Below are 12,800 nucleotides of genomic sequence, written 5' to 3' on the forward strand. Positions count from 1 at the left end.
CCGCAGGGGTGACCGCGGCGGTCGGCGGCCGTCCGGGACTGGCATCGCGTCGATTTCGGCCCCCCGCAGGAGTGACCGAGGCGGCCGTCCGGGACTGGCATCGCGTCGGCTTGCCCCCCAGAGCCGATCACAGCGGTGGGCCCCCGTTCGGGACAGGCATGCGTGAGCTTCTGTGCCACCCCCGCTCCGGCGGGTGCCCTCAGCCCGCCCCGTCCGTGAGCATTCGCCAGCCCGGTGCGTAGTTCCCGTGCAGGACCAGTGAGGCCGCCCCGATCGCCCCCACCGTGTCGCCGATGACGCTCTGCTCGATCACCACGGGGCGGATGGAGCGGGCCACCGAGGTGCGGTTGACGGCGCTGTCGATCTCCTCCAGCAGGATCGGCTCGATGCCGCGCAGTGCCTCCCCGCCGAGGACGACCCGGCCGACGTCCAGCAGGCTGGCCGCACCGCGCGTGGCCTGCGCGATCAGGCGAGCGGCGCGTCGTACGACGTCCTCGGCGTCGGGGTCACCGGCGCGGGCGGCCCGGCGCAGCGCCTTCCAGTCGTCGTGGAGGGAGGCGGCGGCACCGGTCACCCCGATGCGGTCGGCGGCGACCGGGCCGTAGCGCCGCAGCAGGTCGTCGATGATCGCGGCCGGGCTGCAGTAGGGGCCGAGGCAGTCGGTGGCGCCGCAGTGGCAGACCCGGTCGCCGGGTTCGACGGGCATATGGCCGAACTCCCCGGCGTTGCCCGAATCCCCGTGCAGGACCGTGTTGTTGAGGACGATCCCGGCGCCGATGCCGGTCCCCAGGTAGATGAACAGGAAGCTGCCGGCCCGCGCCTCGCCGCCGATCCAGCGCTCGCCTATCGCGGCGGCCGTCGCGTCGTTGTCCAGCGCGACGGGCAGACCGGTGGCCTTGGCGAACATCTCGACGAGCGGCACCCGGTCCCAGCCGGGAAGGTTCGGCGGCCTGACGACACAGCCCGAGGAGCCGTCGATCGGGCCGGGCGCGGCGATGCCCAGGCCGAGCAGCCGGGCCGGGTCCACCGCGGAGCGGACGATCAGGCGCTGCACCGCACGGGAGACCCGGTCCACGACGTCGGCGGGGACGTCCGGCGCGGTGAGCCGCAGCCGGCGGCTGACGATCACCTCGCCCGCCAGGTTCACCAGCACGATCACGGCCGAGTCGGGATCGAGATGGACGCCGACCGCGTACGCGCCGTCCGGGCGGGGCGAGAGCAGCGTGCGGCGCTTGCCGCCGCTGGACGGGGCGTGCCCGGTCTCGGTGACCAGACCGGCGTCGAGCAGCTTGCGGACGACGTTCGACACGGTCTGGTTGGTCAGGCCGGTGAGCGCGGCCAGCTCGACACGGCTGACCGCGCCGCGTGTGCGGATGGCGTCCAGCACCACGGCCTGGTTGTAGCCGCCCACCCGCGGCAGATTCGTGCCGCCGAGCCTCGTCACCTGTCCATCACCTGACCCCCGCCTCATGTCCACATCGCGACGTTCCCGCCATCACATCACGCCGCACGGCCGGAAGTTTACATGCCGGAAGCGTTGACTTAATCCATCCATTGGATTTAGCTGTCGCCCACCAAACCGGGTCGAACGGACCGGACGCGCAGGGTGACGCGAGGGAGGCGCCGCCCGCACCGAGCCGGCGCGTCCGCGTCCCGCGCGGCTTCCCACAGGTTTTTTCGTTCCGGAGGAAACCCCAGTGCGCTCGAAACTCGCCATCGTCACCGCCCTCACCGCCGCCACCGCGCTCACCGCGACCGCCTGCGGATCGGGCTCCTCCGGGAGCTCCGGCAAAACCGTCAAGGTCGTCTACTGGCAGAACCTCAACAGCAGCAACAAGCTCCAGGCGAACTACCTCGCCTCGATGGTCAAGGAGTTCACCAAGGCCAACCCCGGCACCACGGTGAAGCTCGTCCCCGTCACCGCTTCCGAGAACGACTACTACACCAAGATCCAGCTCATGATGCGGTCCCCCTCGACCGCCCCCGACCTGGTCTACGAGGACACCGCGCTGATCAACTCCGACATCGCGGGCGGCTACCTCAAGCCCCTCGACGCCTACACCGCGAAGTGGGCCGACTGGTCGCAGTACGCCACCGCCGCCAAGGGCGCGGTCACCGGCGCCTCCGACGGCAAGGTGTACGGCGTCCCGGACAACACCGACACCCGCGGGATCTGGTACAACAAGACGCTCCTCGCCAAGGCCGGGATCTCCGTGCCCTGGCAGCCCAAGACCTGGGACGACGTCCTCGCCGCCGCCAGAAAGATCAAGGCGAAGCTGCCCGGCGTCACCCCCATGAACATCTACACCGGCACCGCCGGCGGCGAGGCCTCCTCCATGCAGGGCTTCGAGATGCTCCTGTACGGCACCCCGGCCGGCGACAAGTCCCTCTACGACGCGAGCCAGAAGAAGTGGGTCGTCGGGAGCCAGGGCTTCAAGGACGCGCTGGGGTTCGTCCACACCGTCTTCAGCGAGAAGCTCGGCCCGTCCGTGGACCAGGCCCTCGGCGCCAACTTCGGCACCACCGTCGGCACCGAGCTGATCCCCGAGGGCAAGCTCGCCATCGACATCGACGGTTCCTGGATGCCCAACAACTGGGGCTCGACCAGCGCCAAGCCGTGGAGCGCGTGGGAGAGCACCATGGGCACGGCGGCCATGCCGACGCAGAACGGACAGGCGCCCGGGAAGACATCGATGTCAGGCGGCTGGGCCTGGTCGATCCCCGCGAAGGCGGGCAACGCCGACCTCGCCTGGAAGTTCCTGGAGTCCATCCAGACGAAGACCAACTCGGCGAAGTGGAACGCCCTCAACGCCACCATCGCCACCCGCACCGACGTCGCCACCGACGAGACGTACCTGAAGTCCGTCCCCACCAACGAGTTCTTCACCGCCCTCGTCGCCGACACCCACTACCGGCCGGGCCTGCCCACCTACAACCAGGTCTCCACCGCCATCCAGAAGGCCATGGAGTCCGTGACCACCGGCCAGGCCTCGGTCGACAAGGCCGCCGCCACCTACGACAGCGACGTGGCGGCCGCCGTGGGTGACGACAAGACGGCCAAGGGCACCTCGTGACCGCACTCGCCCAAGCTCCCCGCGGGACCGACGGCCACCGCCGGTCCCGCGGGGTCCCCGTGCCCGTCCGCGGCCTCCTGCGGGGCCTGCCGCTGCTGCCGGCGGTGGTCCTGCTGGTCGTCTTCCTCGCCGGCCCGATCGCCTACTGCGTGTACTACGCCTTCACCGACATGCAGTTGACCGGTGCCTCCGGCACCCACTTCACCGGCCTCGACAACTTCACCCGCGCCTTCGGCGACTCCGACTTCCTCAACTCCGTACGCCTCACGCTGGTGTTCGTGATCGGCTCCGCGGTCGTCGGACAGAACACCCTGGGACTGGCCCTGGCCGTCCTGATGGAGAAGGCGTCCAAGCCGGTCCGCTCGCTCACCAACGGCGTGGTCATCGCCGCCTGGGTACTGCCCGAGGTCGTCGCCGGCTACCTGATGTACGCCTTCTTCTACGACCAGGGATCCCTCAACTCGCTCCTGGCGGCCCTGCACCTGCCGCGGCAGAACTGGCTCTACACCCTGCCGATCCTCGCGGTCTGCCTGGCCAACGTCTGGCGCGGCACCGCCTTCTCGATGATGGTCTTCTCCGCCGCCCTCAACGACGTGCCGAGAGAACTCGTCGAGGCCGCCGAGATGGACGGCGCGGGCCCCTGGCAGCGGCTGTGGCGGGTCACCCTGCCGGTCATCCGCCGGTCGATCCTGACCAACCTGATGCTGATCACGCTCCAGACGCTCTCCGTCTTCGGCCTGATCTACACCATGACCCGCGGCGGCCCCGGCAACAAGAGCGAGACCCTTCCCGTGTTCATGTACCAACAGGCGTTCCAGAACAGCCTCATCGGATACGGCACCGCCATCGCGCTCGTGCTGCTGGTGGTCGGCGCCCTGTTCTCCGCCGTGTACATCCGGCTGCTCCGACTGGAGGACGAGTGATGGCCGTCGCCGTCGAAACGCCCACCGGCTCCGCCCGCCGCGACCGGTCCGCCACCCGCCCCGCGTCCCCGCGACGCCGCTCCCGCCTCGGCCGGCTGGGGGTGAACCTCGTCCTGCTGGCGGTGTCGGTGACCTACGTCCTGCCCCTGCTGTGGATGGCCCTCGCCTCCGTCAGCAACCTCAACACCTTCCGGCTGAAGTGGCCGGACACCTTCACCCTCGACAACTTCGACGCGATCCTGAACGTCGACACCACCTACCGGCCGATGCTCAACAGCCTGCTCCTGTGCGGCTTCGGCACCCTGATCACCGTCGTCGTCTCGATCCTCGCGGCCTACCCGCTGTCCCGCTACCGCTCCCGGCTGCGCCGGCCGTTCCTCTACACGATCCTGTTCTCCACCGGACTGCCCATCACCGCCGTGATGATCCCGGTCTACAGCATGTTCGTGCAGGTGAACCTGATCGACTCGATGCCCGGCACGACCCTGTTCCTGGCCGCGTCCGCGCTGCCGTTCGGGATCTGGCTGATGAAGAACTTCATGGACGGCGTGCCGATCGTCCTGGAGGAGGCGGCGCGTATCGACGGCGCCAACGCGATGCAGGTGCTGTGGCGGGTCGTCCTGCCGCTGATGCGCCCCGGCGTCACCGTGGTCACCATCTTCACCTTCATCGGCATGTGGGGGAACTTCTTCGTCCCCTTCATCCTGCTGCTGTCCCCGGAGAAACTCCCCGCGTCCGTCAGCGTGTTCACCTTCCTCAGCGCCCACGACCAGACGCAGTACGGACAGCTCTCCGCCTTCTCGCTCCTCTACTCGCTGCCCGTCGTCATGCTCTACCTGCTGCTCTCCCGCAAGCTCGGCGGCGGCTTCGCCCTCGGCGGCGCCCTCAAGGGATGAGCACCCCTCCCACGACCCCCCACGGAGAAGACAGCCATGCACAACGACCGTGAACTCACCGAGCAGCGACTGCGCCGGGTGCTCGACGAGCGCATACGGCCCGCCGTCCACGCCCGCTCGGTCCCGCTGCGCATCGAGGTCTGGGACGTTCCCGGCGAACCCGTGCCCGTGCGCGAGGGCCTGACCGCCCCCTACCGCCCCGCCCGCACGGGCGACCGGTGGGGGCCGGCCTGGACGACCAGCTGGTTCAAGGTGAGTGGCACGATCCCCGCCGACTGGGCCGGACTCCCCGTCGAGGCCGTCCTCGACCTCGGCTTCGCCACCCACTCGGCCGGCTTCTCCGCCGAAGGGCTCGTCTACCGCGCCGACGGCACCGCCGTGAAGGCCCTCAACCCCCGCAACACCTGGCTGCCGGTGACCGGATCCGCCGCCGGGGGAGAGGAGTTCACGGCGTACATCGAGGCCGCCGCCAACCCGGTCGTGATGCACACCGCGCCCGGCGAACTCACCTTCGGCCCGACCTCGGTGGGCGGCCGCGCCCCCTGGCTCGGCGACCCGGCCGCCGACCCGGGCGAACCCCTGTACCGGCTGCGGCGGCTGGACCTCGCGGTCGTCGACCGGCCGGTGTACGAACTCGTCCAGGACCTCGACGTCCTCGACCAGCTCATGCGGGAACTCTCCCCCGACTCGCCGCGCCGCTGGCAGCTCCTGCGCGCCGCCGAACAGGCCCTGGACGCCGTCGACCTCCAGGACGTCGGCGGCAGCGCGGCAGCCGCCCGCGCCGCCCTGGCCCCCGCCCTCGCGGCCCCGGCGCACGCCAGCGCCCACCGCGTCTCCGCCGTCGGACACGCCCACATCGACACCGCCTGGCTCTGGCCGCTGCGCGAGACCGTCCGCAAGGTCGCCCGCACCGTCTCCAACGTCACCCAGCTCATGGACGACCACCCGGAGTTCAAGTTCGTCATGTCCCAGGCACAGCAGCTCGCCTGGCTCAAGGAACACCGCCCCGAGGTCTACGCCCGCGCCCAGGAGAAGGCGAAGACCGGGCAGTTCCTGCCCACCGGCAGCCTCTGGGTCGAACCCGACACCAACATCAGCGGCGGCGAGGCCCTGGTCCGCCAGTTCGTCCACGGAAAGCGGTTCTTCCTGGAGGAGTTCGGCGTCGAGACCGAGGAGATGTGGCTGCCCGACACCTTCGGTTACAACGCCGCCCTGCCGCAGCTGATGAAGCTCGCCGGGGTGCGCTGGTTCCTCACCCAGAAGATCTCCTGGAACACCACCAACAAGTTCCCCCACCACACCTTCTGGTGGGAGGGCATCGACGGCACCCGGATCTTCAGCCACTTCCCGCCCGTCGACAGCTACAACGGCGAACTCTCCGGCGCCGAAGTCGCCCACAGCGTCAGGAACTTCCAGGACAAGGCCGGCAGCAACAGCTCCCTCATCCCCTTCGGCTACGGCGACGGGGGCGGCGGCCCCACCCGCGAGATGCTCTCCCGCGCCGCCCGGATGGAGGACCTGGAGGGCTCCGCCCGCATCGCGGTCGAGGGCCCCGCCGACTTCTTCCCCCGCGCCCACGCCGAGTACGAGGCGGCCGGCGGCGCCCCCGTCTGGTCCGGTGAGCTGTACCTCGAATTCCACCGCGGCACCCTCACCAGCCAGCTCGCCACCAAGCAGGGCAACCGGCGCAGCGAACACCTCCTGCGCGAGGCCGAGTTGTGGGCCGCGACCGCCGCCGTACGGCACGCGCACCCCTATCCGTACGACGCCCTGGACCGCCTGTGGAAGACGGTCCTGCTCCACCAGTTCCACGACATCCTCCCCGGGACCTCCATCGCCTGGGTGCACCGGGAGGCAGAGGAGACCTACGCGGCCGTCGCCCGGGAACTGGAGGACCTGATCGACGCGGCCCAGGGGAGCCTCGCGGACGACGGCGAAGGCACCCTGGTCTTCAACGCCGCCCCGCACGCCCGTGCCGGCATCGCCGCCTTCGGTGCCGCGCCCCGCACCGACGACCCCGCCGCCCCGGTGCGCCCGCGCGCCACCGACGACGGCTTCGTCCTCGACAACGGGCTCGTCCGGGTCACCGTCGACCACCACGGCCTGATCACCTCGGCCCACGACCTCACCGCCGACCGCGAGGCCCTCGCCCCCGGCGCCCGCGCCAACCTCCTCCAGCTCCACCAGGACTTCCCCAACCAGTGGGACGCCTGGGACATCGACGCCTTCTACCGCACCTCCGTACGCGACCTCACCGAGGCCGACTCGGTCACCGCCACCGAGGACGGCGCCGTACGCGTCGTCCGGTCCTTCGGCGCGTCCCGCATCGAGCAGACCCTCACCCTCCCCGCCGGGTCCCGGCGCCTGCTCGTGGACACGGTCGTCGACTGGCACGAGCGCGAGAAGCTCCTCAAGGCCGCCTTCCCGCTGGACGTGCGGGCCGCGCACTCCACCGCCGAGATCCCCTTCGGCCACGTCGAACGCCCCACCCACACCAACACCAGCTGGGACGCCGCCAAGTTCGAGGTCTGCGCCCACCGCTTCCTCCACGTCGGCGAACGCGACTGGGGCGCCGCGCTCGTCAACGACTCCACCTACGGCCACGACATCACCCGTGACGTCCGCCCTGACGGCGGCACCACCACCACGGTCCGCCTCTCCCTGCTGCGGTCCGCCCGCTTCCCCGACCCCGACCAGGACCAGGGCGTGCACCGGCTGCGCTACGCCCTGCTGATCGGCGCGGACCTCGCCGACGCCGTCCGTGAGGGCTACCACCTCAACCTCCCCGAACGCACCCGGACCGGCCGCACCCCGGTCGCCCCCCTCGTCACCGTCGACCACCCGGGCGTGGTCGTCGAGGCCGTGAAACTCGCCGACGACCGCAGCGGAGACGTCGTCGTCCGCCTCTTCGAGGCCCACGGCGTCCGCGCCCGCGCCACCCTCACCCCCGGCTTCCCCCTCGTCTCCGCCGAGACAACCGACCTGCTGGAACGCCCCCTGCCCGACCCGGCGAGCCATCAGGTCACCGACGGCGAGGTCCGCCTCGCCCTGCGCCCCTTCCAGATCCTCACCCTCCGCCTGCGCCGCTCGTCCGGCCCCGTTGTCAGTGGTGCCTGACACACTCGGCCGCATGACCGACACACCCGCACCGCTGCACTACGCACCCAGGTGGAGCGACGACGACCGCCCCGCCCCTCCGTACACGGGGGGCGAGCGGGAGACCCTGAGCGCGGTCCTGGACTGGCACCGGGCGACCTTCGCGCTCAAGTGCTCCGGCCTGACTCCGGAACAGCTCAACGACAGGGCGGTCCCGCCGTCCGCCCTGTCCCTGCACGGGCTCGTACGGCATCTGGCGGGCGCCGAGCGCTGGTGGTTCCGCATCCAGTTCGCCGGCGAGGACGTTCCCCTGCTCCACTACTCCGACGACGACCCCGACCAGGACTTCGACAGGCTCGACGGCGAGGTCACCGAGGACTTCGCCGTCTGGCAGGAGGAGTGCGAGCGCTCCCGGCGGATCACCGGGGCCGCGGCCTCCCTGGAGGAGACCGGCATCCGCAGGAGCACCGGGGAGCCGATCTCCCTGCGGCGGATCCTCGTCGACATGATCGCGGAGTACGCCCGGCACAACGGCCACGCGGACCTCCTGCGCGAACGCCTCGACGGCTCCACGGGGCTGTGATCACCTACGACGGCCCCGGCGACGTCGTCCTGCTGATCGACACGGAGGATCCCGCGGAGGCGGAGCGGCTGGCGCCGCGGCTGCGCCGGGCCGCCGAGCACCGTGCCGAACTGGAACGAAGAGCGGTCGAAGCCGTGGTGCGCCGCTTCAGCGTGGAGCCGCCGACGGCCGAGGACCTGGCGGAGGCGGCGGCCGACCTGGTGCTCAACACGATGGTGGTCGACGGGGACGGCGAGGTGGTCCTGCACTTCACGGATTCCTGCGGAAAGCATCTGCTGGACGGGTACTGGCCGGCCGTCCGCCTCGACGAGCGGGACGCGGTGGTGGACGTGACGGTCGAGGCCTGAGGCCGGGCACGCCGTAGGCTGGGGCGCGTGTCGTCCTCCCGCCTCCGACGCGTCGCCGTCCTCGTGCTCGAAGGCGCCAAGCCGCTCGACGTCGGCATCCCCGCCCAGGTGTTCACGACCCGCGCCAGCATGCCGTACGAGGTCCGGGTGTGCGGGGCGGAACCCGGTCTGGTCACCGGTGGCGACGGGCTGTCGTACCACGTGGCGCACGGTCTGGAGGCCCTGGAGTGGGCCGAGATCGTCTTCCTCCCCGGCTACCGGTCCCCGGACCGCGAGGACCCGCCGCCGCGGGTCGTCGACGCACTGCGCGCCGCGCATGCCCGCGGCGCCCGGCTGGCCGCCATCTCGACCGGGGCCTTCGCGCTCGCCGCGACCGGTCTGCTCGACGGCAGACGCGCCACCACCCACTGGCACTACACCCGGGCCCTCGCCGCGAAACACCCGCTCGTGCGGGTCGACGAGAACGTCCTGTTCGTGGACGAGGGCAGCGTCCTCACCTCGGCCGGGGCCGCCTCGGGCATCGACCTGTGCCTGCACATCCTGCGCGGCGATCTCGGTGTCTCCGCCTCCAACCACGCCGCCCGGCGGCTGGTCGCGGCGCCCTACCGCAGCGGCGGCCAGGCCCAGTACGTACCGCGCAGCGTGCCGGAGCCCCTCGGCGAACGGTTCGCCGCCACCCGCGAATGGGCCCTGCACCACCTCGACGAACCCCTCACCCTGGACACCCTCGCCCGGCACGCGGCCGTCTCGCCGCGCACCCTCTCCCGCCGCTTCGTCGAGGACACCGGCTACACCCCGATGCAGTGGGTGATGCGCGCCCGGATCGACCGCGCCCGGGAACTGCTGGAACGCTCCGAGCGCGGTGTCGAGCAGATCGCCGGCGACGTCGGCCTCGGCACCGGCTCGAACCTGCGGCTGCACTTCCAGCAGATCCTCGGCACCACCCCCAGCGAGTACCGGCGCACCTTCACCCGGGGCGAGTAGCGGCGCCCTCCGCGGTGCCCTCCACAGCCTCCCGCGGCCTGGCGAGATCCTTGCGAACCATGGCGCTCACGCCGTGGCCACCGATGTCCGCCGCACGCGAGGCTGGGGGCGACTCGAAGGGACACGATTCATGACTCGCATCGCCATCAACGGATTCGGCCGCATCGGACGCAACGTGCTGCGCGCGCTGCTGGAGCGCGAGACCGACCTCGAGGTCGTCGCCGTCAACGACCTCACCGAGCCGACCGCCCTGGCCCGCCTCCTCGCCTTCGACTCGACGTCCGGCCGTCTCGGCCGCCCGGTCACCGTCGAGGACGGCGCGCTCGTCGTCGACGGCCACCGGATCCAGGTGCTCGCCGAGCGCGACCCGGCCCAGCTGCCGTGGGCCGCGCTCGACGTCGACCTCGTGCTGGAGGCGACCGGCCGCTTCACCTCCGCCAAGGCCGCCCGCGCCCACCTCGACGCGGGTGCCCGCAAGGTCCTCGTCAGCGCGCCCTCCGACGGTGCCGACGTCACCCTCGCCTACGGCGTCAACACCGACGCCTACGACGCGGAACTGCACACGATCGTCTCGAACGCCTCCTGCACGACCAACGCGCTCGCCCCGCTGGCCGCGGTGCTCGACGAGCTGGCCGGCATCGAGCACGGCTTCATGACGACCGTGCACGCCTACACCCAGGAGCAGAACCTCCAGGACGGCCCGCACCGCGACCCCCGCCGCGCCCGCGCCGCCGGCGTCAACATCGTGCCGACCACGACGGGCGCCGCCAAGGCGATCGGTCTGGTGCTGCCGAACCTCGACGGCAAGCTGTCCGGCGACTCGATCCGGGTGCCCGTCCCGGTCGGCTCGATCGTGGAGCTGAACACCACCGTCGCCCGTGACGTGACGCGCGACGAGGTCCTCGCCGCCTACCGCACGGCCGCCGAGGGCCCCCTCGCGGGCATCCTCGAATACTCCGAGGACCCGCTGGTCTCCTCCGACATCACGGGCAACCCGGCCTCGTCGATCTTCGACTCCGAGCTCACCCGTGTCGACGGCCGCCACATCAAGGTGGTCGCCTGGTACGACAACGAGTGGGGCTTCTCCAACCGGGTCATCGACACCCTGCGGCTGCTCGCCGCCCGCTGACCCCGCGGCCTTCCGTCCCCTACGGCACGTCGATGCCGTGGCCGTAGGGGAAGACCGGGTCCTCGGTGTCGTTGGGCACGTCCGGGCGGGACGCCTCGACGGCCGCCATCGAGCGGGGCAGCTCGAAGGGCAGCCGGCCCTCGGCGCGGGAGAGGCCGAAGGCCACGTCCAGCAGGGCCGCGTCGGACGCGCCGTAGTCCGCGACCAGGGCCGCCGCGCGCTCCGCGATCTCGGGGAGCACGGCGGGCCGCTCCAGATTGACGCAGACCAGGGTGGGCACGGTGTCCAGGAGCCGCAGGATCTCCTTCAGCTCCTCCTCGGGGAACGCGAGCGACCCCGCGTGGAAGAAGGACTCGAAGGCACCCGGACGCGGCTCGTACGGGGTGCGCAGCCGCAGCACGGCGACCTCCGCGTCGGCCGGGTCCGTGACGACATTGCCGTAGGCCGCGGCCGCCTCCGCGCTCATGCCCCGGACATACAGGTCGGGGCGCCCCCGCAGGGGCAGCAGGCCGTTGCCGGTGAGGACGGTCAGCGAGCGCCGCTGGGCCGCCTCGCCCGCGGCCGTGAACTCGGCGGCGCCGACGATCTCCTCGGCGCGGTCGGGGTCGACGTACGGGTTCTCGAACAGCCCCAGCACGAACTTCTCGCGCAGCAGGCGTCGTACGGAGGCGTCGATCCGTTCCTCCGGGACGCGGCCGGAGCGCACCAGCTCCACGATCACCTCGGGGCACTGCTCCCCGCCGAACTGGTCGGTGCCCGCGTCCAGCGCCTTCGCCGCGCGCTCGGCGACGCTCAGGTGCTCGACGCCCCAGGCGCGGGCCTCGGCGGGCTCGCCCAGGATCTCGGCGTCGGTGAGCAGACCCCAGTCGGTGCAGATCACGCCGTCGAAGCCGAGACGTTCGCGCAGCAGCCCGGTCAGCACGTCCTTGTTGAAGCCGAACCCGACCTCCTCCCAGTCGGTGCCGACGGGCTGCCCGTAGTACGGCATCATCTGCGAGCACCCGGCCTCGATCGCGGCCCGGAACGGGGCCAGGTGGTACTCGCGCATCCCACCGGGGTACACCTGCTCCTTGCCGTGCGGGAAGTGCGGGTCCTCGCCGTCCTTCTGCGGGCCGCCGCCGGGGAAGTGCTTGACCATGGCGGCCACGGACCGCGGGCCGAGCCGCGGCCCCTGGAGCCCCCGTACGTACGCCGCCACCAGCTCGCCGCTCAGCTCCGCGCCGGAGCCGAACGTGCCCGACTGGCGTGACCAGCGCGGCTCGGTGGCCAGGTCGATCTGAGGATGCAGCGCGACCCGGAAACCGACGGCCAGGTACTCGCGGCGGACGGTGTCCGCGAACCGCTCCACCAGCTCCGCGTCCCCGATCGCGGCCAGCCCCAGCGGTTCGGGCCAGGCCGAGAACGCCCCCGAGTTGAAGGAGGCGCCCGGGTTGTCGGTGAACGCGTGCCGGGGGTCGGTGGAGAGGGTGACCGGGATGCCGAGGCGGGTCGCCGCGGCGAGCTCCTGCATCCGGTTGGCCCAGCGGGCCATGGCGCCCGCGTCGCCCTGGCCCAGCAGGTTGAAGTGGGTCAGATGACGGCCCGTGACCAGCTCGGTCGTGCCGTACCGGAGGAACGGGCCGTCCTCGGCGAGAGCGCCGCCCGGCGCCATGCTCAGCATGGTGTGGAAGAGCTGGCCGGCCTTCTCCTCCAGGGTCATCCGGGCCAGCAGGTCCTCGACCCGCTGCTCGACGGGGAGGTTCGGATCGCGGTACGCGGGGGTGGTCAT

10 protein-coding genes are annotated in these 12,800 nt (G+C 71.6%); 8 read left to right on the forward strand and 2 right to left on the reverse strand.

The window, feature by feature from the left end; all coding sequences use genetic code 11:
- Positions 1–199: 199 nt before the first annotated feature.
- Positions 200–1,444 carry an ROK family transcriptional regulator gene (locus AQJ64_RS38080; protein WP_240512856.1) on the reverse strand — a complete coding sequence of 415 codons (1,245 nt, stop codon included), beginning with the start codon at positions 1,442–1,444 and terminating at the stop codon, positions 200–202.
- A 253-nt stretch (positions 1,445–1,697) separates the two neighbouring features.
- Between AQJ64_RS38080 and AQJ64_RS38085 the strand changes: the two genes are divergently transcribed.
- The 8 genes from AQJ64_RS38085 to gap all read left to right on the forward strand — a co-directional run bounded on the left by AQJ64_RS38085 (position 1,698) and on the right by gap (position 11,032).
- Complete coding sequence (locus AQJ64_RS38085) at positions 1,698–3,074, forward strand: extracellular solute-binding protein (protein WP_055637107.1); 1,377 nt, start codon at positions 1,698–1,700, stop codon at positions 3,072–3,074.
- A 59-nt stretch (positions 3,075–3,133) separates the two neighbouring features.
- The gene (locus AQJ64_RS38090; RefSeq protein ID WP_055637106.1) at positions 3,134–3,997 is read left to right on the forward strand and encodes a carbohydrate ABC transporter permease; all 864 of its coding nucleotides are present in this window, start codon (positions 3,134–3,136) and stop codon (positions 3,995–3,997) included.
- The gene (locus tag AQJ64_RS38095; protein ID WP_079062180.1) at positions 3,997–4,893 is read left to right on the forward strand and encodes a carbohydrate ABC transporter permease; all 897 of its coding nucleotides are present in this window, start codon (positions 3,997–3,999) and stop codon (positions 4,891–4,893) included. Before AQJ64_RS38090 ends, AQJ64_RS38095 begins: the two co-directional genes overlap by 1 nt.
- A 36-nt stretch (positions 4,894–4,929) precedes the next feature.
- Complete coding sequence (locus tag AQJ64_RS38100) at positions 4,930–8,010, forward strand: alpha-mannosidase (protein ID WP_055637105.1); 3,081 nt, start codon at positions 4,930–4,932, stop codon at positions 8,008–8,010.
- A gap of 13 nt (positions 8,011–8,023) precedes the next feature.
- Positions 8,024–8,572 carry a DinB family protein gene (locus AQJ64_RS38105; protein ID WP_055637104.1) on the forward strand — a complete coding sequence of 183 codons (549 nt, stop codon included), beginning with the start codon at positions 8,024–8,026 and terminating at the stop codon, positions 8,570–8,572.
- On the forward strand, positions 8,569–8,919 hold the full coding sequence (locus AQJ64_RS38110) for a hypothetical protein (RefSeq protein ID WP_055637103.1): 351 nt from the start codon (positions 8,569–8,571) through the stop codon (positions 8,917–8,919). The genes AQJ64_RS38105 and AQJ64_RS38110 overlap by 4 nt, the downstream gene beginning before the upstream one ends.
- A 27-nt stretch (positions 8,920–8,946) precedes the next feature.
- Complete coding sequence (locus AQJ64_RS38115; protein WP_055637102.1) at positions 8,947–9,903, forward strand: GlxA family transcriptional regulator; 957 nt, start codon at positions 8,947–8,949, stop codon at positions 9,901–9,903.
- Positions 9,904–10,033: 130 nt separating this feature from the next.
- Positions 10,034–11,032 carry a type I glyceraldehyde-3-phosphate dehydrogenase gene (gene gap, locus AQJ64_RS38120; protein ID WP_055637101.1) on the forward strand — a complete coding sequence of 333 codons (999 nt, stop codon included), beginning with the start codon at positions 10,034–10,036 and terminating at the stop codon, positions 11,030–11,032.
- Positions 11,033–11,051: 19 nt separating this feature from the next.
- On the opposite strand, the gene AQJ64_RS38125 is transcribed toward gap, so the two are convergent.
- Positions 11,052–12,800 (reverse strand): glycoside hydrolase family 3 protein, encoded by a 1,749-nt coding sequence (locus tag AQJ64_RS38125; protein WP_055637100.1) that lies wholly within the window; start codon positions 12,798–12,800, stop codon positions 11,052–11,054.

Origin of the sequence: Streptomyces griseoruber, from assembly GCF_001514205.1 — a bacterium.
GTDB classification, from domain to species: Bacteria; Actinomycetota; Actinomycetes; order Streptomycetales; family Streptomycetaceae; genus Streptomyces; species Streptomyces griseoruber.